The organism is Streptomyces sp. NPDC043861 (genome assembly GCF_056435905.1).
On the sequence record NZ_JBWKDP010000005.1, the window covers coordinates 355,320 to 377,564 of the forward strand.

Below are 22,245 nucleotides of genomic sequence, written 5' to 3' on the forward strand. Positions count from 1 at the left end.
CGGCACAGAGACGGTTGGGCCGAACGGGTGAGGGGTGACCGCTGAAACGCGGTCACCCCTCGGCTGTGTGTGGTCCCGTGTCGAACGGGTCGTTTGTGGTGACGCACGTGCGCGGTCGCGTCCGCACGTCGGAGTCGGAGCCGGAACGTCCGGAGGCTCAGTGGCCGCCCTGCTCGTCGCGGCGGCGCTGCCACCGCTGCTCGATCCGGTTCATCATCGACCGGCGTTGCCTGGGCTGGCGGCGCGCGGTTCCCGTGGCGGGGCTCTGCTCGCCCGGCTTGGGTGCCTTGCGCCAGCCAGTGACCGCGAGGACCGCACAACCGAGCATGACGAGGAATCCCACCACGCTGATCCAGATCACGGTGGTGACCATTCCGGCCATGAGGAGCGCGATACCCACCAGGAAGCCGGCGATCGCCTGGTAGACCCGTCGCCGGGTGTACGTACGCAGCCCGCTTCCCTCGAGCGCTGTCGCGAACTTGGGATCTTCGGCGTACAGCGCTCGCTCCATCTGCTCGAGCATTCGCTGCTCGTGCTCCGAGAGCGGCACGGAGTCCTCCTAGTCGTCGGTCGCTGGGGGCGACCGGTAAGCGGCCCTTTCAGGATAGGCAGGGAATCGCCCCCGTGAAACCCGCCTTTGGCCCTGTTCGCTTGGTGGGCCGCCATGCCGGATCGGCTGCTGAAGCGTTGATTCCCCAACCGCCGATCCGTCATGCCGGATGATGTCCCCCGATCATACGGGGCGAACGCCCCGATCGGGGGACCTCCGGCGTACTCCGTCTGCAGCTGCGTACCTGATCAGCGGCGGGTCAGCTGTGCTTCTCGCCCAGGACGTGGAGCTGGGTCGCGACCGAATGGAACGCCGGGAGCTCCGCCGCGGCCTCCTCCAGCTTGAGCAGTGCGTCCAGGGCGCCGGGCTCGGTGTCCACGAGAACGCCGGGGACCAGGTCGGCAAAGACCCGGACACCGTGCACGGAACCGACCTTCATCCCTGCCGCGGCGACGAGTTCGGTGAGCTGTTCCGCGGTGAAGCGGCGTGGCACGGGGTCGCCCTCGCCCCAGCGCCCTGCCGGGTCGCCGAGAGCGTGGCGGGCCTCCGTGAAGTGCCCGGCAAGGGCCCTGGCGAGAACGGCGCCGCCCAGGCCCGCGGCGAGCAGGCTCAGCGCGCCACCGGGACGCAGCGCCTCGGCGGCGTTCCGTACTCCTTCGGCGGGGTCGTCGACGTACTCCAGCACACCGTGGCAGAGCACGATGTCGAAACCGTCGCGCCCGACCACGTCGAAGAGGCCGTGGACATCGCCCTGGACTCCGGTCACCCGGTCGGCGACTCCGGCCTCGGCGGCCCTGCGCTCCAGCGCGAAGAGAGCATTGGGGCTGGGGTCCACGACGGTGACACGGTGGCCGAGGCGGGCGGCGGGCACCGCGAAGTTCCCGGAGCCACCGCCGGTGTCGAGGACGTCCAGGGCGTCCTTCCCGGTCACCCGGACCCGACGGTCGAGGGCATCCCTCAGGACGTCCCAGACCACGGCAGTACGGAGGGAGGCCCGGGAAGGGGTCCCCTCGGGGCGCAGCCGCAGGGGGCGCATCTGGTCCGGCACGGCAGTTGACTCCTCGGCGCGGTGCCGCCCCGCGTGCGGGGCGTGAACGGTGCAGGCTCGGTCCACCCTATTGCCTCCGCGGTGCGTCCCCGTCATCGCGAGCCGTCGCTCCGGTTCATGGTCCCCGGGCCGTCGTTCCCGGTGCGCCATCGCCCGCCGCCCGAGTGCCCCTGCTGCCGAGGCGGGCTACGTCCCGGATTCCGTCCTGGGTTCCAACCCGGTCCCAGGGCCGGACTGCGGGCCGGGCTCTCGGCCCGATCCGGGCCTCGGCTGCGGCAGCACCGGCTGGAGCACGAGCATCCGTTCGACGAGACGGAGGAACATGGCCACGTCCCGCAGCAGATCGTCGGCGTCGCGGCTGCTGGCGGCGCCCTGGATACCGGCCTCGGCGCGTGCCCTGCGCCGGGCACCGGAGGCGAACAGCGCGCTCCACTCGGTGAGCTCCGGGGCTATCTCGGGGAGGACCTCCCAGGCGGACCTTATGCGGGCGCGACGGCGCGGACCGGTCTCGGGCCGGCCCAGGGCGGCCAGCACGGCGGCCGCGGTGCGCAGCGCGGCGAGGTGGGCGGTGGCATAGCGCTCGTTGGGCGTGTCCAGAGTGACCGCCTCCTCGAGACCGGCACGGGCCTGGGTCAGCAGGTCGAGGGCGGCGGGCGGCGCGGACGCGCGGCGGAGTACGGGATGGACGTCGCTTGCGGGACCGGTCCGCGAGGGGGGCAGCGAGGGTGCAGGGCCGCCTGTGCTGAGCCGGCGCGCGGCAGCGGCGTGGGAGCTGGCCATGACGAACCTCCTGTCGTCGTGTGACGGCACTGTGGCCGTATGTGTCCATCGTGGGGGGCAGCACTGACAATGGCTGCGACCTGCGGCTTCGCCTGCTCAGGTGGGGTGTGCGCGCGGCGGCTAAGGTGAGGTGAGGTGCTTTCCGGGACCCTCGGAGCAGACATGAGGGGACATCGCGGCGATCAGCCCGACAGTGCGCAGCAGCTCCTCGTCACCCTCGGGCGACTCGTTGACCAGGCCCTGGAGCGGATCAAGCTTCAGCGGGCCCGAGTCGAGCTGGCCATGGCCCTGCAGCGGCACATGCTTCCCCCCGGGCTCCCAGAACTCCCCGGCGTGCACATCGCGGCCCGCTATTCGCCCTCGCGGGACGGGCTGGCGGTGGGCGGTGACTGGTACGACGCGTTCCTGATGATGGACGGCTCGCTGGGGCTCACCATCGGCGACGTTCAGGGCCATGACGCCGAGGCCGTCGCATTCATGGGGCAGGTGCGCACCAGCCTGCGCGCCCTCGCCGAGGCGACGAGCGATCCGCGAGAGGTGCTGAGCCGCACCAACGACCTGCTGATCTCCATGGGCTTCGGTCTCTTCGCGACCTGCTGCTTCCTGCGCTTCGACCCGGTCACCCGCGATCTCACCGCGTCCCGGGCCGGCCATGTCCCGATGATCTGGGCCACCGCGAACGGCCGCTCGGGCATCGCCCTCGACCGTGGCGGCCCGCCCCTGGGCATCGTGATGGGTGAGCGCTATCCGGTGACCCACCGGCGGCTGACGGAGGCCGGGGTCCTCGTCCTGATCACCGATGGGGTCGTGGAGGGGCCCGACTACCCGATGGAGGCGGGTCTGGCCGAGGTGGCCAAGCTGGTACGCGCGGGGTTCGACGCCGATCCCGATGTGCTGGCCTCCGCAATCATCAAGGTGGCGGAGCTGACCGGTCACCGCGACGATGCGGCGGTGCTCGTCACGCGCTACGACGGCCCCCCGGACTCCTGATCCGCAGCCGCCGGTCCGGCCGTCGTGACCCGGCCGGTGCCGCGCTCGGCCCCGCCTGACTCGCCGCGGCCCCGTCCACGGCGCAGACTGCTGTGGTGCGCAAGGAGCAGATCCGGGGTCACGGATTCACGGCGCTGAGGATCCTTGCCGTCGCCGCCATCTACTACGGATCAGCCGAACTGGGACTCCTCCAGCAGCTGGTGCGTGGTCAGGTCACACCTCTGTGGCCGCCGACCGGCGTGGCCCTGGCCGCGCTGCTCCTGCTCGGGCTGCGGGTATGGCCGGGGATCGCGCTCGGCGCCTTTCTGGTCAATGTGTCCATCGGCCCCTCGGCCCTGGCCGTGCTGGCCATCGTCGCGGGGAACACCGTCGCCCCGATCGTCGCCTGCCTGCTGCTGCGCCGTGCGGGCTTCCGCGTGGAACTCGACCGGCTGAGGGACGGACTCGCCCTGGTCTTCCTCGGCGCACTGGTCGGCATGGTGGTCAGTGCGACCGTGGGCACCGGCGTGCTCGTCCTCTCCGGGGCGGTGGAGGGATCCGACTTCTGGTCGGTCTGGTCGGTGTGGTGGACGGGTGATGCGATGGGCGTCCTCCTGGTCACCCCGTTCCTGCTCGTCATCCGCAGGCTCCGGTGGCCCCCCAGGGCCGGGGCGGCGCGGTGGGCCGAGGCCCTTGCCCTGCTGGCGGCCACGGTGGGAGCGACCCTTCTTGCAACGCGCTCCAGCAGTTCGTCCCTGCTGTTCCTCGTCTTTCCGGTCCTGATCTGGGCAGCGCTCCGGTTCCAGCTGGCGGGCGCGGCGCCGTGCGCGCTGTGCGTGTCCACCCTGACGATCCCTGCCGCGGCCCGCGGCAGCGGCCCGTTCGCGGGCCAGGACCTGTTCTCCAACATGGTCACGCTCCAGGCGTTCAACGGATCGGCGGCCCTGACGGCCCTGCTGCTCGCCGCGGTCATCACCGAGCGGAACGAGACCCACGAAGAGATCAAACGGCTCTGTGAACGGCTGGAGGACATGGTGGCGCGGCTCGAGCCCGGCGACCGTCAGGGCTGACCACCTACGACGCCAACGACGCCAGGACGTGCTCACCCTCCCGTCCCGGACGACAAGAAGTGATCATCGGCACAACCGATCCGCCCGGGCCGCCCCGGTTTGGCGTCACCGGCCACCAGGGGGTACTTTTGAACTGACCGGTCAGTTCAAAAGTATGGGGGGCACGTGGATACGTACGGGGCGGCCGTCACCGCCGAGGACTTCGGGCTCAAGGGCCCGCGCGGCTGGGCATTCCGGGGGGTGAACGCCGAGGCGGAACCCGGCTCGCTCATCGCGGTCGAGGGCCCGTCCGGTTCGGGGCGGACGTGCCTGCTGCTCGCACTCACCGGCCGGATGAAGCCCACCGAGGGCCACGCCGAGGTCGGTGGGCTGCGGCTGCCGGGCAAGATGGCCGGCGTCCGCCGCCTGAGTGCGCTCGGGCCCGTCGCGGGCGTCAGTGATCTCGACCCGTCGCTCACCGTCGCCGAGCATCTGCGTGAGCGCGCGCTGCTGCAACGGCGCTTCGACGGCTCGTTGCGCGCGTTCCTGCGGCCTCGGAGCGAGCGGGCGGCATCGGCCAGGAGCCGTATCGACGAGGCACTGGAGGCAGCCGGTCTCGATCCGGCTGCCCTGCCGAAGGCGGAGCGCACCTCCGTGCGGGACCTGGAGCGCCTGGAGTCCCTGCGCCTCTCGGTGGCCCTCGCGATGATCGGCCGGCCCGGGCTGCTGGCCGTGGACGACACCGACCTCAAGCTCTCCGGCCCCGACCGGGCACAGGCGTGGGAGCTCCTGCGCGGCATCGCGGCTGCGGGCACGACGGTGCTGGCCACGTGCATCGAGGCACCCGAGGACGCGGTGCTGGTCCGTACGGGGCGGGCCGGGGAGCCCGGGACGGATACGGCCGGCGCCGGGCACACCGGCGGCACCGAGGGCGCCGACCCTGCCAGGACCGTAACGGCGACCGCAGCGGCGGACAGCGGCAGGTCCGCCGGCACCGCCCCGGAGCAGGCTCCCGCAGGCCCCGGGAAGGCCGTGCCGGAAGCCGGGCTCGAGAAGTCCGGGACCCGGAAGGGGTCCGGGAAGCCCGGGGACCCGGAGACGCCGGAGCGGGCCGAGGAGCCCGAGGGGACCCCCCGGCCCGATTCCGCCGCCGTAGGCGGAGGGGACTCCAGGACCACCGGGGGCACCGGGGACGCCAAGGCGACCGACGAGACCGGGGCCACCGGGGACACCCACGACACCGGGCCGGCCGAGGGCCCAGGGCAGCCGGAGCGGACCGGCACGCCGGCCCGGACCCGGCCGGACGACCAGGACGACCAGGACGACGACATCGAGGAGGGGGCGGACGATGCGCTCGCCGAAACTGGCCGCGCTTGAGCTGAAGCGCTTCGGCAGGGGAAAGCTGCCTCGCGCCGCGCTCGTCGCGGTTCTGCTGCTGCCGCTGCTCTACGGCGCCCTGTACCTGTGGTCCTTCTGGGACCCGTACAGCCGGCTCGACCGCATCCCCGTGGCCCTCGTCAACGACGACAAGGGTGCCACGAGCGGCGGCAAGAAGATCGCTGCGGGCGACGAGATCACCAAGGGCCTGCGCGACAGCGAGGTCTTCCAGTGGCACGAGGTGAGCGCCGACGATGCCCGCAAGGGCGTCGAGGACGGCACCTACTACCTCTCGCTGACCATGCCCGACGACTTCAGCAAGCGCATCGCGTCCAGCTCGACGGACGCCCCGGAGACCGGCGCTCTGGAAGTGCGCACCAACGACGCGAACAACTACATCGTGGGCCAGATCTCCCGCACGGTCTTCTCCGAAGTGCGCAAGTCCGCCTCGAAGAACGCCTCCCGCGCCATCCTCGACAAGATCTTCATCTCCTTCTCCGACATCCATGACAAGACGGAGCAGGCCGCGAAGGGTGCCGACAAGCTCAAGGGCGGTATCGGCAAGGCCAAGAAGGGCTCGAAGGACCTCGCCGACGGCCTCAGCACCGCCAAGGACGGCAGCGGAAAGCTCGCCGGCGGCATCACCCGCCTGAACAAGGGCGCAGGCGAGGTGGAGACGGGCGCCCGGCAGGTCGCCGGCGGCACCCAGAGGCTGGCCGACAAGGTCAACGGCATCGCCGCCGACGTACGGCCGTACCTCAAGGACAACGGCAAGATGATCGGCGACACGGCACGCTTCGTCGAGGACACCTCCCGGCTGACCCGCAGCCATCTGGAGCTGCTGGTGAAGACTGCGCCCGGCGCCGCCGCCGAGTCGCGCAAGGCCGCCGACGCGCTGGCCGCGATCCACAAGGAACGCTGCGAGGACGCCGTACTCCCCGATCCGGGGCTCTGCCCCGCACTGGCACACGCCAAGACCTCCGCCGCGGACGCCGCCGAGATCGCCGATGACGTCAACACGCTCGTGAAGGACAACGAGGGTGATCTGAAGAAGCTCGACGGGCATCTCAAGACCCTGCAGCAGCAGGCGAAGGGTCTCGCCGACCGCTCCCCGACCCTCGACGAGGACGTGGAGAAGGCGGTCTCCGACATCAACCGGCTCAACACCGGGGCGCAGAAGGTCGCGAGCGGCGCGGACCGGATACACACCGGCCTGACCAACGCCCAGTCGGGTTCCGCCGACCTCGACTCCGGGGTCGGACGCCTCAAGACCGGCGCCCATGACCTCGACGGCGGCATGTTCAAGCTGGTCGACGGCTCCGGCGAACTTGCCGGCGGCCTCAACGAAGGCGTCGACAAGATCCCCGACTACGACAAGCAGGACCGCGACCGCCGTACGGACGTGATGGCCGACCCGGTGCAGCTCGCCAACCAGTCGATGTACAAGGCGCCCAACTACGGCACCGGCTTCGCCCCGTACTTCATCCCGCTGTCCCTCTGGGTGGGCGCGATGGTGGCGTACATGCTGATCCAGCCGCTCAACCGGCGTGCACTCGCCGCCGGGGCCTCCGCCTGGCGGATCGCACTCGCCGGCTGGCTGCCGGTGGCGGCGATCGGCCTGCTGCAGGTCGGCGCTCTGATGTCGGTGCTCCACTGGGGGCTCGGACTGCAACTGAGCCGCGCCGCCGGGACCGTCGGGTTCCTGGCACTGGTGGTCTGCTGCTTCGCCGCGATCATCCAGTGGCTCAACGCCCGCTTCGGCGCGGCGGGCCGGATTCTGGTCCTCGCCCTGCTGATGCTCCAGCTGACCTCGGCCGGGGGCACCTACCCCGTCCAGACCAGCCCGGGCTTCTTCAATGCGGTCCATCCCTACCTGCCGATGACCCACGTCGTGGAGGCGCTGCGGAGGCTGATCACGGGCGGCGGCATCGGCCCGGTCTGGCAGGCAACTGCCGTGCTGCTCGCCTTCACCCTCGGCGCCCTCGCGCTGACCGCCGTGTCCGCCCGGCGCAGGCAGGTGTGGACGTTCGACCGTCTCCACCCGGAGCTGAGCCTGTGAGAACGGCCGGACCTGTGAGAATCAGCACCATGAACAGCAGCAGCACCCGGAGACAGGCAACGCGCGCCAAGCTCTACGAAGCGGCCGTGACCCTCATCGCCGAACAGGGCTTCTCCGCGACGACCGTCGACGAGATCGCCGAGCGTGCCGGAGTCGCCAAAGGCACGGTCTACTACAACTTCAAGAGCAAGACCGAGCTCTTCGAGGAGCTGTTGCGGTACGGCGTCGGTCTGCTCACCTCCTCGCTCCAGGCCGCCGCGGACGAGACGGAGGAGCGCGGCGGCTCCAAGATCGAGGCACTGGACGCGATGATCAAGGCCGGTCTTGGCTTCATCGACCGCTACCCCGCGTTCACTCAGCTGTACGTGGCCGAGCTCTGGCGGACCAATCGTGCCTGGCAGTCCACCCTGCTGGTGGTCCGTCAGCAGGCGGTCGCCGTGGTCGAGACGGTCCTGCGGGAGGGGGTCGAGGGTGGCGAGCTGAGCACGGAGATCGATATTCCGCTCACCGCCGCGGCGCTCGTCGGCATGGTGCTGGTCGCGGCGCTCGACTGGCAGGCGTTCCAGCCGGAGCGCTCGATCGACGACGTCCACTCGGCGCTGTCCCGGCTGCTGCACGGGCGCGTCGGCGGCCACTGACCCGGTCGTGGGCACAGCGGCACGGCAGGTCTCCTCCGGCGCGGGCACGGCCGCAAGGCGCAGCGGCGGCTCCCGGTCGCGGACGGGGCGCCGCCGCCGTGGACGGCCGCAGAGCGGCGGGACGTCCGGTGCCGCCGCCGGTTCCGGGCCGTTGGGCAGACCGGGGCACACGGGCGAAAAAGAGTGCCGGTCCGGCGAAGCTCGATCCCCCCGAGCTTCGCCGGACCGGCGTTTCCCCCGATTCCCCCCGTAACCCCCGTTGCCCGTCGTACCGTTCCCCCGGGTCCGGGCAACCCCCGTTCGGTCGGTGCGCCGCGCCGTTCCGCCGCCCCGTGCCGGCGGTGCCGGCGCCGCGCCCCTTCCGTGGCCTCCACTCTCCCGTCCGCGCAGGTGAAGGCCCATCCGCGCGGCTACTCATCTCCTCGCCTAGGTACGGATACTCAGCCCCCCGTACTCATCCCCAGCCGCCTTTCGCAAGGGGTGGTTACGATCGCGTCCGTGTCCGTACTCCCTCTGGTCTTCACGAGCGGCTGGGCCAGTGGCATCAACGCCTATGCGGTGGTGCTGCTCCTCGGCGTCTTCGGTGCGACCGGTCTCACCGACGAGGTGCCCGAGTCACTGCAGCGCACGGATGTCCTGATCGCCGCCGGGGTGCTGTTCCTGTGCGAGGCGGTGGCGGACAAGATCCCGTACGTCGACTCGGCCTGGGACACGGTCCATACGGTGATCCGGCCGGTGGCGGGCGCGGTCGTGGCGGCCCTGCTGGCCGGCGAGAGCGGTTCGCTGCCCGAGCTGGCGGCGGGCGCGGTCGGCGGATCCACGGCGCTGATGAGCCATCTCGTGAAGGCCGGCACGCGCATGGCGGTGAACACCTCCCCCGAGCCCTTCAGCAATGTCGCCGTGAGCACGGCCGAGGATCTCGGCGTCGCGGGCGTCATCACCTTGGCGATGTTCCACCCTGTGGCGGCGGCCGTCATCGCCGGAACACTGCTCGTTCTCGGCCTCGTCATACTCGTCTTCCTCGCCTCGCGGATCCGCCGCTTCCTCCGCCGCAGGGCACAGCGCCGCGAGGAGCGAAGGATGGCGGAACACCTGCCAGGACCACCGCCCCGCTGACCGCCCCGGCTCTGGCTGTCGGTGGGGCCGGATAGGGTCCCTGACATGGCACGGATTGCGGTGATCGGCGCCGGGATGGGCGCCATGGCGGCGGCGGCCCGGCTGGCCGTGGCAGGCCACCGGGTGACGGTGTACGAGCGTTCGGCGACGTTCGGCGGTGCGGTCGGCGGCTTCGAGCGCGACGGGTTCGCCTTCGACACCGGCCCCGGTCTGCTGCATCTGCCCGCCGTCTACCGGGATCTGTTCGTCAAGACCGGCAAGGAGCCGCTGGAGAGCAGGGTCGAGATGGCCCAGGTCGATCCCGCGAGCCGCCATCTCTTCGCCGACGGCACGGATGTGTCCTTGCCGAACGCCTCGCGCGGCGGCGTCGTATCCGCCCTGGACACGGCGTTGGGCGCCGGTGCGGGCGGCCGCTGGGCCGATTTCCTCGCACGTGCCAGGGACGCCTGGGACCGTTCCCGCAGGCCTCTGCTCGAGGAGCCGCTGTGGGCCGACTGGCAGGTGCTCGGCCGCGACCCCTATCCGGCGCTCCGGCAGCGGCGCATGCTGCGGACCCGCCGGGCGCGCACACTCGCCGAGGTGGGCGCCTGGGAGCTGGCCGATCCCCGGCTGGCGGCACTGCTGGACTCCTGTGCGCTGGCCTACGGGCTGGACCCCCGGCGCGCCCCGGCGAGCGCCGCGCTGCTGCCCTACATGGAGCAGACCTTCGGGAGTTGGTACGTCCGGGGCGGGATGCGGGCTCTCGCGCGGGCCGTCCACGAGCGCTGTCTGGAGCGCAAGGTCAAATTCGTCTTCGGCACCGAGGTGGCCGGCGTCCTGGAGCGGGACGGCCGGGCGGCGGGTCTGGAGCTGGCGGGGGGCGCGGCGGTCGAGGCGGACCATGTGGTGGCGGCCGCGGGCCCTTCCGGTCTCGGGGGCCGGGAGCCCTGGGAGCCGGAGGGGCTGCCGCCGCGGCCGGCTGATGACGTCCCGGGCCGGTTCACGGTCCTGCTGGCACTGCGCGGCGCCCGTCCAGAGGGCGCAGCGCACCGTTGCGTGGTGCACTCCCCCGACATGGCGGCCGAGGCGGCCGCGGTGTTCGGTGGCCGGGTCACCGAGCAGCCCACGGTCACGGTGCTGCGGCCCGACGACCCGACGACCCGCCCCGACGGCGACCACGAGGCCGTCGCGCTGACGGCGACGGTGACCGCAGCCGGCTGGACGGACGAGCCGGCGGGCGAGCGTTTCGCGGATGCGCTCGTCGACACGGCGCGCAGGGTGATCCCCGACATACGGGAGCGCGTGCTCTGGCGTGAAGTCCTCACCCCGGACCGGACCGGACGGGTGAATCCCCCCGCGCTGGCCGGGGAGCGCGGCAGATTTCTGCGCCCGTCGAACAGCACCCGGCTGCCGGGCCTGCTCCTCGCGGGCGGCTGGGCGCATCCGGGCGGCGGACTCGCACACGCGGGTATGTCGGGCGCGCTGGTCGCGGGACTGATCGTGGAGGGCGAGGGCTTCCGCGGCTCGCAGTGACCCGCACGGGTCGCCCACCCGAGCCCGCCGACGGCCGACCGGCGACCGGCGACCGTGCCGGACTTCCCCACGATGCCGGGACCAGGACCGGGAACGTCCCGGTGGTGCCGAACCGGAGAGCGGTACGGCAACGCTGCGCCCGGAGTCCGTGCGCCGGGCCGATGCGGTGGCTTCAGTGACGGTTGGCTTCAGTGACGGTTGGCTTCAGTAGCGGTACGGCCGGCCGTCGTAACCGTTCTCATAGGTCGCCTGGTCGTAGCCGTACGGCGACGGCTGCTCCGACGGCATGGGCGGGACCTGCTGGTCGCCGTCGCGCTGCTGGGGCACCCAGACCCCGCCGGGCGGCGTCTCGCTGTAGCCCTGTTGCGTGGCGTAGGGGTCCGCGTACTGCTGCTGGCCGCCGTAACTGTCGTACGAGCCGTAGCCCTGGCTGCCGAGGTACGGATCGGAGTACGCGGCGTACTGCTGCTGGTCCGTGCCGTAGTCGTACTGCCCGGCGTAGGCATCCTGGGCCTGGGCGGCGGTCGGCTGCTCATACGGTGAGGCGGAGGGCGCATACGGGTCGTAGCCGTAGACCTGCTGCCCCTGGTCCTGTGCATGACCCGGGTCGTAGCCCTGTTCCTGGCCCTGACTCCGGCCCTGCGCCTGGCTCGCGGCGTACGCGGACTCGTCGTAGATGCCGTACTGACCGGTGTCCTCGGGCATCGGCATCGGCTCGTAGACGGCCGTGGCCTCACCCGCCTGGGGCATCTCGTCCTCGAGCGGCTCATAGGCGAGGTCCGACACCTCGAGGGTGGGCTCGCGCATCGCCGCACCGCCACCCGACCTGCGGCGGGGACTGGACCCGGGGCTGCCGCCAATCGCCCAGCCGGTCGAGAAGCCGCGTCGGAAGGACAGCGTGACGTAGGTCTGGCCCACCGCGAAGGCGACCGCGCCGAGCGCGATCACGATCACGTTCGGCATCAGCACACCGAGGACGACGCCGAGGAACCCGGCGAAGGCGAGCAGCCGCCAGCGAAGCCGGGCCTTGTACTGCAGCAGCACCTCGCCGAGCAGCCATAGCGCGACAATGCCGAACGCGATGTAGAGCATCGTCCAGCCCATGCCCGCCCCTCTCATCGGCCTCCGCCGGGGGTTGTGGCGGGTGTGGCCGGTTACGACTGCTCGTGCAGTCCGAGATTCTCGTAGATTTCCAGCGTTGCCGTGGAGTTGTTGAGCGTAATGAAGTGCAATCCGGGGACACCCTCGGAAAGCAGCCCTGCACAGAACTCCGTCGCGAACTCGATGCCAATGGAGCGTACAGCGGCCGGATCGTCCGCGACCGCGCGGATCCGTTCTTCCAGGGCGGCCGGGAAGGACGCATTGCTCAGCTGACGGAAGCGTTCGATCTGCTTCACGCTGGTGACGGGCATGATCTCGGGAATGATCGGTGTGGTGCAGCCGGACGCGGCGACCCGGTCGCGCAGCCGCAGATAGTCCTCCGGTTGGAAGAACATCTGGGTGATCGCATAGTCGGCACCGGCCCGGCACTTGTCGACGAAGTGCCGGATGTCCGTGTCCCAGTCCTTCGACCTGGGGTGCATCTCGGGGAAGGCTGCGACACCGACGCAGAAGTCGCCGGACTCCTTGATCAGTCGGACCAGGTCGGCGGCGTACGTCACACCGTCCGGGTGCTTGACCCACTCGCCCATCGGGTCGCCGGGCGGGTCGCCGCGCAGCGCCAGGATGTTCCTGATCCCGGCGTCGGCGAACTGACCGATCATGTTGCGCAACTGGGCCACGGAGTGGTCGACCGCCGTGAGGTGGGCGACCGGGGTGAGGGTGGTGTCGGCGGCGATCTGCTGAGTCGCCTTGACGGTGCCCGCCCGGGTGGAGCCGCCCGCCCCGTAGGTCACGGAGACGAAGTTCGGGCCCACCGCCTCGACCCTGCGCAGCGCATTCCAGAGATTCCGCTCGCCCTTCTCGGTCTTGGGCGCCCAGAACTCGAAGGAGTACGAGGTCTTGCCGGTCGCAAGCAGTTCGCGCACGGTGTGTGCGCGATCAGTCCTGGTCGAAGCTGTGCCGAGGGCCATACTCGCAGGTTAGCCAGGGCCACTGGGTGACCCAACCGATGTCCACCCATCGGACACGGACTGTTCGCAATCGGCCTAGGAGCCGTAGCCCCGTATCCGCTTGCTGAGATCCGCCGTCGCCGCCGCGGGGTCGTCGGCCTCGGTGATCGCCCGCACCACGACCACACGGCGTGCACCGGCTTCGAGCACCTGGTCGAGATTGCCGGCATCGATCCCGCCGATGGCGAACCAGGGGCGGTCCTGCGGCAGGGAGGCCGCGTACCGCACAAGATTCAGGCCCGGGGCGTGGCGACCTGGCTTGGTGGGGGTGGGCCAGCAGGGCCCTGTGCAGTAGTAGTCCACCCCGGGCTCGACGGCGGCAGCCGCAGCCTCCGCCTCGGCGTGGGTGGAGCGGCCGACGAGCACGCCGTCACCGAGGATCGCCCGCGCGGCCGGTACGGGGAGGTCGCCCTGGCCCAGATGCAGCACGTCCGAGCCGATCGCGTGCGCGACATCGGCCCGGTCGTTCACCGCGAGCAGCTTGCCATGGCGCCTGCAGGCGTCGGCGAGGACCGCGAGGTGTTCCAGCTCCTCCCCGGCCTCCATGCCCTTGTCCCGCAGCTGCACGATGTCCACTCCCGAGGAGAGCACGGCGTCCAGGAAAACGGGGAGATCGCCCTGACGCCTGCGGGCGTCCGTGCACAGATAGAGCCGCGCGTCGGACAGGCGCGTGCGAAGCGTGGACATGAGGTGCTCCCCCGAGTGGGCCGGCCGGCCGGTGCCCGGAGCCGGGGTGCGGCCGCATGCCGCACCCCGGTCCGCGCACCGTGCCTCCGGGATGTGTTTCAGGACGTCAGACGGCGAGCGCCTGGGCGCGGCGCTTCACCTCCGTGCCGCGATTCTCGCTGAGTGCCTCCGCGGGGGTGCCCGGCAGGGTCGGGTCCGGGGTGAACAGCCACTCCAGCATCTCTTCGTCGGTGAAGCCGTCGTCCTTCAGGAGCGTCAGGGTGCCGGAAAGGCCCTTGACCACCTTGTCGCCCTTGATGAAGGCAGCCGGAACCTGGAGCGTCCGGTTCTCACCGCGGCGCACGGCGATCAGCTGGCCCTCCTTGACCAGCTGGCGCACGCGCGTCACCTCGACATCGAGCATTTCCGCGATGTCCGGCAGGTGGAGCCAGGCGGGGACAAGAGCATCGATCTTTGCGTCAATCTCGGTCACGGGACAAGCGTGCCATCCCGGACCGACAGCCGGTAGCCGGGCCCAGGTCCCGTCCGGGCGATCTTCCCGGGCCCGCGACGACAGACACGGCACTCCCCCGGCTACCGCCGGGAGGCACACCCACGCTGCGTTGCCGGCGCCCGAGTACGCCCCGTACGAGGGCACTTCCGCTTTGCGATGCTTCCCCTCGGCCCTGGCGGGCCTGGGGAGACCGCGTGCATCCGACGCCGCGGCCGATCCTCGAAGGTCGCCCGGACAGGACCTAGACGGCTGCGGCCTTCAGAGGGACACCCGGGTCCCCCGCCCGCTCCGGATCCAGCCGCGCGCCGGCCTCGATGAGCTTGCGCCCCTGGGCCAGGTCCCTGGGCCTTCCGACAGCCAGCACGGCCACCAGCAGGCCGTCCCGCAGCCACAGCACCGACCAGGCGGAACCTGCCGCGGGGTCACCCCGCCATACGAGTGTCTCCGCACCCTCGTGATGCCCCGCGTACTGGACGAAACGGCCGAACTGCTCGGACCAGAAGTAGGGCACGGGGTCGTAGATCCGCGGCTCGTCCCCGGCCTCGGCGCCGACGATGCCGGCCGCGACCGTGCGCGGGCCCTGGAGCGCGTTGTCCCAGTGGTGCACGAGGAGCCGCTCGCCGTAGCGCGCGGAGGGGAAGGAGGCGCAGTCGCCGACCGCGTACACATCGGGCAACGAGGCGCGCAGCCGTTCGTCCGCGGTGATCGAGCCGTCCCGGCCGAGGGCGATCCCCGAGCCCGCGAGCCAGGCGGTGGCGGGACGCGCGCCGATGCCCACGACCACGGCGCCGGCCGGAAGCCTGCGGCGTTCCCCGGAGCCCCCGGTGACGACGACCGCCCCGGGCTCGACGCCGACGACCCTGGCGTTCGTGACGAGGTCCGCCCCGCTCTGCGCGTACCACTCGGCCATCGGCGCGGTGACCTCGGCGGGCAGGGCACCCGCGAGGGGGCGGTCGGCGGCCTCGACGACGCTGACCGCGCAGCCCGCCTCGCGCGCGGCCGTGGCGAACTCGGCGCCGATCCAGCCCGCGCCGACGACCACGATGTCGTGCTGCCGCTCCAGCACCGGCCGCAGCCGCTGCGCATCGTCGAGCGTCCGCAGCAGATGGACGCCCTGGACGCCCTCGGAGCCGGGCAGGGTCACGGGCTCGGCCCCGGTGGCCAGCACGAGAACGTCGTAGGGGACGGGCCCCGCCGGGGTGTCGAGCTCATGGGCCTCGGACCGCAGACCGCTGACCTCACAGCCCAGCCGGAGGTCGACCGCGAGCGCATCGAAGTCCACGTCGAGCGCGGAACCCTCCGCCGTGCCGAGCAGGACGGCCTTGGACAGCGGGGGGCGGTCGTACGGCTGATGGGGCTCGGCGCCGATGAGGGTGACGGTGCCGTCGAAGCCCTGTTCGCGCAGGGCCACGGCGGTCTGGACGCCGGCCATCCCGGCTCCCACGATGACGACCCGGCGCTGCGCAGTTTGCTCGCTCACGGGACCAGCCTAACAATCTGACGATTCGTCAGAAAGTTGCTCCACCACGCTCGTACCGCTGCCCTGCTGGGACTCCCACTCCCAGGTCTCCTCGAGACGGACCCGCCCGTCGGGCAATTCGCCCACCGTGGAGACACAGTGTCCGGAAGATGTGGTTCCGTCATGCTTCAGCTGTACGTAGCGGAAGTCCAGCCGGTCGCCCTCGCGGGTTCCGACCAGATGCCCGCGGACCACGTCACCACCCGCGTAGTCGGCCCAGATCCGGCCCTCCTCCTCGTGGTACAGAAACCTCGTCCGGGTGCCGACCTGGCCCGGAGCCTGGTCGGCGACCGGCGAGAGTACGAGTCCGTCGAGCGAACGGGCCACAGTGCGGGCTCCCTTACTGCGAGTTGGGGGCGGGGGTTAGGCTGGCCACCGTACTGCTACTCGCGGGAGCCCGGACGCACCGGGCTGAGAGGGAGGCTGAGGCGGCCTCCGACCGTACGAACCTGATCCGGGTCATGCCGGCGAAGGGAGGGTCCGGACACCCATGCGTTCACGTACGTCTGCGGATGTGCTGGTCATCGGGGGCGGCATCATCGGCCTGGTCACCGCCTGGCGGGCGGCGCAGCGCGGGCTGCGCACCGCGCTCGCCGACCCCGAACCGGGCGGCGGGGCCGCACAGGTCGCGGCGGGCATGCTCGCCGCCGTCACCGAGCTCCACTACGGCGAGGAGACGCTCCTCGGCCTCAATCTCGCCTCCGCGCGCCGCTACCCGGATTTCGTCGCCGAGCTGGAGGAGGCGAGCGGGCAGGACACCGGTTACCGCTCCTGCGGCACGCTCGCCGTCGCGCTGGATGCGGACGACCGGGCGTATCTGCGGGAACTCCACGCGCTGCAGCGCCGGTCGGGGCTGGAGTCGGAATGGCTCACGGGCCGTGAGTGCCGGCGTCTCGAGCCAATGCTCGCGCCCGGGGTGCGGGGCGGCCTGCGGGTGGACGGCGACCACCAGATCGACCCCCGGCGACTGGCTCGGGCCCTGGTCGTGGCGTGCGAGCGGGCGGGCGTGACCTTCCACCGCGGCTGGGTGGAACGTCTCTCGGTCGTGAGGAACCGGGTGGCCGGAGCCGTGGTCCGAGGGGGCACCCCCCCGAGCGGCTCCGGGGACGTCCAGACCCGAACCGGACGGTCCGCCGCGGACCACGAGGTGACCGCGGGGCAGGTGGTGCTGGCCGCGGGCAGTCTGAGCGGCCGGCTCGACGGTGTGCCGGAGGAGGTCATGCCGCCGGTACGGCCGGTGAAGGGGCAGGTGCTGCGGCTGACGGTGCCGCGCCCGTACGCGCCCTTCCTGTCGCGGACGGTACGGGCGGTGGTGCGGGGCAGCCAGGTGTATCTCGTGCCGCGCGAGAACGGAGAGCTGGTCGTGGGTGCGACCACCGAGGAACTCGGCTGGGACACCACGGTCACCGCCGGCGGCGTCTACGAGCTGCTGCGCGACGCGCATGAGCTGGTGCCGGGCATCACGGAGCTGCCGCTCACCGAGACGCGCGCGGGGCTGCGGCCCGGATCACCGGACAATGCGCCGCTGCTCGGGCCGACGGAACTGCCCGGACTGCTGCTGGCCACCGGGCACTACCGCAATGGCGTACTGCTCACACCGGTGACGGGCGATGCGATGGCACATGCACTGGTCACCGGTGAGCTGCCGGAAGAGGCCCGCCCCTTCACCCCCCGCCGCTTCTCTCCCGTACGTCAGGAGTCGTCCGTATGACCGTGTCCGTGAACGGAGAACCGCGCGACATCGCGGCGGGTACGACGCTGGAGGTGCTGGTGTCGTCACTGACGGCCGCGCCGACCGGGGTCGCGGCGGCTGTGAACGAGACCGTCGTCCCGCGGGGCGAGTGGTCCGGGACCCTGCTCGGCGAAGGTGACCGGGTCGAGGTCCTCACCGCGGTGCAGGGAGGCTGACCGGCGTCATGGCGGACGATCGTTTTGTGCTGGGCGGGATGGAGTTCTCGTCCCGGCTGATCATGGGTACGGGCGGGGCGCCGAGCCTCGACGTACTGGAGCGTGCACTGATCGCGAGCGGCACTCAGCTCACGACGGTGGCGATGCGGCGGCTGGACCCGACGGTGCGGGGTTCCGTGCTGTCGGTGCTGGACAGGCTGGACATCAGGGTCCTGCCGAACACCGCGGGCTGCTTCACCGCCGGCGAGGCGGTGCTGACGGCCAGGCTGGCCCGGGAGGCGCTCGGGACGCACTGGATCAAGCTGGAGGTGGTCGCGGACGAGCGCACGCTGCTGCCGGACCCGGTCGAGCTGCTGGATGCGGCGGAGGTGCTGGTCGACGACGGCTTCACCGTGCTCCCGTACACCAACGACGACCCGGTGCTGGCACGCAGGCTCGAGGAGGCGGGCTGTGCGGCGATCATGCCGCTGGGCTCGCCCATCGGGTCGGGGCTCGGCATCCGCAATCCGCACAACTTCCGGCTCATCACGGAACAGGCGAACGTCCCGGTGATCCTGGACGCCGGTGCGGGCACGGCGTCGGACGCCGCACTGGCGATGGAGCTGGGGTGCTCGGCCGTGATGCTCGCATCCGCGGTCACACGGGCCCAGGAGCCCGTGCTGATGGCCGAGGCCATGCGCCATGCCGTCGAGGCGGGCCGTCTGGCCCACCGCGCGGGCCGCATCCCCCGCCGCCATTTCGCCGAGGCCTCGTCCCCGGTGGAGGGCCGGGCGGTGCTGGACCCGGAACGGCCGGCATTCTGAGGGATCCGTCACTCCGGCGCGTCACAGATGCGCTGCAGTGCGGGCCCGGGACCGACCCGAGGGGTCGGGCGGCCGCCGCACGGCTCGTAGACTCGCTTGCGTGGATACGACCCTTCAGGACCCCCTCGTCGGGCAGCTGCTCGACGGCCGCTACCGGGTGGACGCGCGCGTCGCCGTCGGCGGGATGGCCACGGTCTACCGGGCCGTGGACATCCGGCTGGACCGGGTGCTGGCCCTCAAGGTGATGCACCCGGCGCTCGCGACGGACGCCTCCTTCGTGGAGCGCTTCATCCGTGAGGCGAAGTCCGTCGCTCGGCTTTCGCACCCCAATGTGGTGGGGGTCTACGACCAGGGAGCGCAGGACTCGTACGTCTATCTCGCGATGGAGTACGTGGCCGGGTGCACCCTCCGCGACGTACTTCGCGAGCGCGGCGCCCTCCAGCCCCGGGCCGCGCTCGACATCCTGGAGCCCGTGCTCGCCGCGCTCGGCGCGGCGCACCGGGCCGGGTTCGTGCACCGGGACATGAAGCCGGAGAACGTCCTGATCGGTGACGACGGCCGGGTCAAGGTCGCCGACTTCGGGCTCGTCCGGGCCATCGGTTCCGTGACGAACACCACGGGCTCGGTCCTCGGGACGGTGTCGTACCTCGCCCCGGAGCAGATCGAGGCCGGCACCGCCGACACCCGCGCCGACGTCTACGCCTGCGGCGTGGTCCTGTACGAGATGCTGACCGGCTCCAAGCCGCACTCCGGCGACACTCCCGCCCAGGTCCTCTACCAGCACCTCAACGAGGACGTGCCCGCCCCGTCCGCCGCCGTCCCCGGGCTCGCCCCTGAGCTGGACGAGCTGGTGGCGAGCGCCACGGCCCGCAATCCCGAGCTCCGCCCCCACGACGCCGTCGCACTGCTCGGACAGACCCGGGAGGCGCGCGGGGCTCTCGACGACGAGCAGCTGGACGCCGTACCGCCGCAGGCACGGACCACGGAGCACAGCACCGCCGAGGACCGCACGAGCGTGATCCCCCGGGCGTTCCCGTCCGGGCAGGAGGATGCCGTCCAGCACACCAGCCGTCTGGAGATGCCTCCGGAGAGCGGCGCGGCGCCCCGACGGCAGCGACGGCAGCCGCGCCGCGGCATCCTGGCTGCGGTGGTCGCGCTGCTGCTGCTCGGCCTCGGCACCGGGGTCTGGTACATCAACTCCGGACAGTTCACCCGCGTCCCCAGTGTCCGCGGGCAGACCGAGGCGGAGGCCAGGCAGCGTCTGAGCGCCGAAGGGCTCGAGGTCAAGCAGACCAGACAGGACTTCAGCAACGCCTACGAGCGGGGCAGCGTGATGGACGTCGACCCCGACCCCGGTCAGCGCATCCGTGCGAACGGCTCGGTCACGCTCGTCATCTCGCGCGGTCCCGAGATCGTCAAGGTCCCCAAGCTCACCGGACTCCCCCTCGCCGAGGCGAAGGCCGCTCTGCGCAAGGTGGGCCTGGCCCCGGGTGTGATCACCAAGCAGTTCAGCGAGGAGGTCGAGCAGGGCAGCGTCATCGGCTCGACCCCGGCCGCAGGCGCCAACCGCCGTCCGGACGCGGCCGTCGCGCTCGTCGTCAGCAAGGGCGCCCCGGTGGACGTCCCGGGTGTGACGGGCCAGTCCGTCGAGGACGCCACGAGCACACTCGAGGACGCCGGGCTGAAGGTCCGGGTGGCCCCCGGGCGGATCCACTCCCCCGAGGAGGCCGGCACCGTCGCCCGCCAGTCCCCGTCCGAGGGCGGGCAGGCCGCCGAGGGCGACACGGTCACCCTCACCGTCTCCAAGGGCCCACGCATGATCGACGTGCCCGACGTCACCGGCGAGCAGGTGGACTCCGCACGCCGCGAGCTGGAGAGGGCGGGCTTCCAGGTAGAGGTCGAGCGCGGCTTCCCGTTCCTGGGCAACGAGGTCGCGAGCCAGTCCGTCGACGGGGGCGAGCAGGCTCCCGAAGGCAGCACGATCACCATCAAGACCAAGGGGCTCTAGATCCGATGCGCAATCCCGTCGGCGCCCATGTTCCCGTTGCCGGCGGCCTGGCCAGGACCGGGCTGGCGTACGCCCGTGACATCGGCGCCGAAGCCGTTCAGGTCTTCGTCGCCAATCCGCGCGGCTGGGCGACGCCCGCCGGGAGTCCGGCGCAGGACGAGCAGTTCCGCGACCGCTGCGCGGCCGAGGGCATACCGGCCTATGTGCACGCCCCGTACCTGATCAACTTCGGCTCGCACACGCCCGCGACCGCCGAGCGGTCCGTCGAGTCGCTCCGGCATTCGCTGCGCCGGGGCCGGGAGATCGGTGCGCTCGGGGTGGTCGTCCATACCGGCTCGGCGACGGGAGGCCGCCCGCGCGAGGTCGCCCTCGCACAGGTGCGGGAGCTGATGCTGCCGCTGCTGGACGAGCTGACCCATGACGACGATCCCTTCCTGCTGCTGGAGTCCACGGCCGGGCAGGGGTTCTCGCTCTGCTCCAGGACCTGGGACTTCGGCCCGTACTTCGAGGCCCTGGACGCCCATCCGAAGCTGGGCGTCTGCCTGGACACCTGCCATGTCTTCGCGGCCGGTCACGACCTGGCGGCGCCGGGCGGGGTGAAGGAGACCCTTGATCTGCTCGTCGACACGGTCGGCGAGGACCGGCTGAAACTGATCCACGCCAATGACTCCAAGGACACGGTGGGGGCCCACAAGGACCGGCACGCGAACATCGGTGCAGGTCACATCGGTGAGGATCCGTTCCGTGCGCTGATGACACATCCGGCCACCACGGGCGTGCCACTGATCATCGAGACTCCTGGACCCAAGGAGGCGTACGCGGCGGATGTGGCTCGGCTGAAGAATCTGCGCTGATCCACCCCATGACGGAATACCCCTGGGGGGTATACGGTTCCTACGATCGACAGGAACCGCCACTTCACGATGGGGGCCTCTCATGCACCACGACATCCATACGCACCACGCCGCACACCACGGTCGCGACGAAGCGGGCCACGGAGGTCACGCAGGCGGAGGTCACGGAACGAGCTGGCCCATGGCTGCCCGGGCAACGCTGCACTGCCTCACCGGCTGCGCCATCGGTGAGGTTCTCGGCATGGTCATCGGCACCGCACTCGGCTGGGGCAACACCTCGACGATGGCCCTCGCCATCGTGCTGGCGTTCGTCTTCGGCTACTCGCTCACCGTCTCGCCCGTCATGCGTGCGGGACTGCCCCTGAAAGCGGCCATCGGCGTCGCACTGGCCGCGGACACCGTGTCCATCGTCGTGATGGAGGCGGTCGACAACGGCGTACTGCTGCTCGTACCCGGCGCGATGGACGCCCACCTCACCGACGGGCTGTTCTGGGGCGCACTGGCCTTCGCCTTCCTCGTCGCCTTCGCGATCACCACTCCGGTCAACAAGTGGATGATCGGCCGCGGCAAGGGCCACGCCGTGGCCCACCGCTACCACCACCCGGACAACTGAGGGCGGGCGGCCCGCCGGCTACCCCGGCGGACCGTGCCGCGCGGAATGCCGATTGCGGGGCGTGGCGAACCGGGGAAGCCCCCCGGTCACCGCACCAGAGCTCAGGTCCGTCCCCCGGACCAGGGTCTTTCGTTCGGATCGGGCTGGATCA

Annotated in this window: 21 protein-coding genes, 1 pseudogene and 1 riboswitch; of the genes and pseudogenes, 13 read left to right on the forward strand and 9 right to left on the reverse strand. The window is 71.5% G+C overall.

The features are described from left to right. Window positions 1-157: 157 nt before the first annotated feature. From AC068D_RS15120 to AC068D_RS15130, 3 genes are all read right to left on the reverse strand, one after another. On the reverse strand, window positions 158-550 hold the full coding sequence (locus AC068D_RS15120; protein ID WP_478823457.1) for a DUF3040 domain-containing protein: 393 nt from the start codon (window positions 548-550) through the stop codon (window positions 158-160). 259 nt (window positions 551-809) lie between these two features. Beyond that, window positions 810-1,598, reverse strand: coding sequence for a methyltransferase (locus AC068D_RS15125; protein WP_478823458.1), 789 nt, complete (start codon window positions 1,596-1,598; stop codon window positions 810-812). A 186-nt stretch (window positions 1,599-1,784) separates the two neighbouring features. After that, on the reverse strand, window positions 1,785-2,378 hold the full coding sequence (locus AC068D_RS15130) for an SAV_6107 family HEPN domain-containing protein (protein ID WP_478823459.1): 594 nt from the start codon (window positions 2,376-2,378) through the stop codon (window positions 1,785-1,787). A gap of 162 nt (window positions 2,379-2,540) precedes the next feature. Here AC068D_RS15130 and AC068D_RS15135 point away from each other — a divergent pair, with 162 nt between their 5' ends. From AC068D_RS15135 to AC068D_RS15165, 7 genes and pseudogenes are all read left to right on the forward strand, one after another. Beyond that, window positions 2,541-3,368, forward strand: a complete 828-nt coding sequence (locus AC068D_RS15135; RefSeq protein WP_478823460.1) for a PP2C family protein-serine/threonine phosphatase — start codon at window positions 2,541-2,543, stop codon at window positions 3,366-3,368. Between the two features lie 95 nt (window positions 3,369-3,463). Continuing rightward, entirely contained in the window at window positions 3,464-4,417 is a 954-nt protein-coding gene (locus tag AC068D_RS15140; RefSeq protein WP_478823461.1) for an MASE1 domain-containing protein, read from the forward strand. 165 nt (window positions 4,418-4,582) lie between these two features. Continuing rightward, window positions 4,583-5,281 (forward strand): annotated as a pseudogene (locus tag AC068D_RS15145) (ATP-binding cassette domain-containing protein); the annotation flags it as partial. A gap of 463 nt (window positions 5,282-5,744) precedes the next feature. After that, complete coding sequence (locus AC068D_RS15150) at window positions 5,745-7,832, forward strand: YhgE/Pip family protein (RefSeq protein ID WP_478823462.1); 2,088 nt, start codon at window positions 5,745-5,747, stop codon at window positions 7,830-7,832. Between the two features lie 29 nt (window positions 7,833-7,861). Beyond that, a complete protein-coding gene (locus AC068D_RS15155; protein WP_478823463.1) occupies window positions 7,862-8,470 on the forward strand; it encodes a TetR/AcrR family transcriptional regulator in 609 nt (202 codons plus the stop codon). A 498-nt stretch (window positions 8,471-8,968) separates the two neighbouring features. Next, on the forward strand, window positions 8,969-9,586 hold the full coding sequence (locus AC068D_RS15160) for a DUF4126 domain-containing protein (RefSeq protein ID WP_478823464.1): 618 nt from the start codon (window positions 8,969-8,971) through the stop codon (window positions 9,584-9,586). Between the two features lie 45 nt (window positions 9,587-9,631). Continuing rightward, a complete protein-coding gene (locus AC068D_RS15165) occupies window positions 9,632-11,098 on the forward strand; it encodes a phytoene desaturase family protein (protein ID WP_478823465.1) in 1,467 nt (488 codons plus the stop codon). A gap of 204 nt (window positions 11,099-11,302) precedes the next feature. On the opposite strand, the gene AC068D_RS15170 is transcribed toward AC068D_RS15165, so the two are convergent. From AC068D_RS15170 to AC068D_RS15195, 6 genes are all read right to left on the reverse strand, one after another. Then, entirely contained in the window at window positions 11,303-12,202 is a 900-nt protein-coding gene (locus AC068D_RS15170; protein ID WP_478823466.1) for a hypothetical protein, read from the reverse strand. 50 nt (window positions 12,203-12,252) lie between these two features. Then, window positions 12,253-13,170 carry a methylenetetrahydrofolate reductase [NAD(P)H] gene (metF, locus tag AC068D_RS15175; protein ID WP_478823467.1) on the reverse strand — a complete coding sequence of 306 codons (918 nt, stop codon included), beginning with the start codon at window positions 13,168-13,170 and terminating at the stop codon, window positions 12,253-12,255. A 75-nt stretch (window positions 13,171-13,245) separates the two neighbouring features. Next, window positions 13,246-13,896 carry a thiamine phosphate synthase gene (thiE, locus tag AC068D_RS15180; RefSeq protein ID WP_478823468.1) on the reverse strand — a complete coding sequence of 217 codons (651 nt, stop codon included), beginning with the start codon at window positions 13,894-13,896 and terminating at the stop codon, window positions 13,246-13,248. Window positions 13,897-14,002: 106 nt separating this feature from the next. After that, window positions 14,003-14,368, reverse strand: a complete 366-nt coding sequence (locus tag AC068D_RS15185; RefSeq protein WP_478823469.1) for an Rv2175c family DNA-binding protein — start codon at window positions 14,366-14,368, stop codon at window positions 14,003-14,005. A 262-nt stretch (window positions 14,369-14,630) separates the two neighbouring features. Further along, window positions 14,631-15,869 carry an NAD(P)/FAD-dependent oxidoreductase gene (locus AC068D_RS15190; protein ID WP_478823470.1) on the reverse strand — a complete coding sequence of 413 codons (1,239 nt, stop codon included), beginning with the start codon at window positions 15,867-15,869 and terminating at the stop codon, window positions 14,631-14,633. 9 nt (window positions 15,870-15,878) lie between these two features. Then, window positions 15,879-16,235 carry an avidin-fold protein gene (locus AC068D_RS15195; protein WP_478823471.1) on the reverse strand — a complete coding sequence of 119 codons (357 nt, stop codon included), beginning with the start codon at window positions 16,233-16,235 and terminating at the stop codon, window positions 15,879-15,881. Window positions 16,236-16,287: 52 nt separating this feature from the next. Further along, a riboswitch (TPP riboswitch) is annotated at window positions 16,288-16,401 on the forward strand. On the opposite strand from AC068D_RS15195, the gene thiO reads away from it, so the two are divergent. The 6 genes from thiO to AC068D_RS15225 all read left to right on the forward strand — a co-directional run bounded on the left by thiO (window position 16,399) and on the right by AC068D_RS15225 (window position 22,094). Further along, window positions 16,399-17,619, forward strand: a complete 1,221-nt coding sequence (thiO, locus tag AC068D_RS15200) for a glycine oxidase ThiO (RefSeq protein ID WP_478823472.1) — start codon at window positions 16,399-16,401, stop codon at window positions 17,617-17,619. (Overlaps the previous riboswitch by 3 nt.) Then, on the forward strand, window positions 17,616-17,816 hold the full coding sequence (gene thiS / locus AC068D_RS15205) for a sulfur carrier protein ThiS (RefSeq protein WP_478823473.1): 201 nt from the start codon (window positions 17,616-17,618) through the stop codon (window positions 17,814-17,816). Before thiO ends, thiS begins: the two co-directional genes overlap by 4 nt. 8 nt (window positions 17,817-17,824) lie before the next feature. After that, window positions 17,825-18,619 carry a thiazole synthase gene (locus AC068D_RS15210; protein WP_478823474.1) on the forward strand — a complete coding sequence of 265 codons (795 nt, stop codon included), beginning with the start codon at window positions 17,825-17,827 and terminating at the stop codon, window positions 18,617-18,619. Window positions 18,620-18,719: 100 nt separating this feature from the next. Then, a complete protein-coding gene (gene pknB, locus AC068D_RS15215) occupies window positions 18,720-20,627 on the forward strand; it encodes a Stk1 family PASTA domain-containing Ser/Thr kinase (RefSeq protein WP_478823475.1) in 1,908 nt (635 codons plus the stop codon). A gap of 5 nt (window positions 20,628-20,632) precedes the next feature. Next, window positions 20,633-21,481, forward strand: coding sequence for a deoxyribonuclease IV (locus tag AC068D_RS15220; protein ID WP_478823476.1), 849 nt, complete (start codon window positions 20,633-20,635; stop codon window positions 21,479-21,481). An 82-nt stretch (window positions 21,482-21,563) separates the two neighbouring features. Continuing rightward, the gene (locus tag AC068D_RS15225; protein ID WP_478823477.1) at window positions 21,564-22,094 is read left to right on the forward strand and encodes a DUF4396 domain-containing protein; all 531 of its coding nucleotides are present in this window, start codon (window positions 21,564-21,566) and stop codon (window positions 22,092-22,094) included. The last annotated feature ends 151 nt before the right edge of the window (window positions 22,095-22,245 follow it).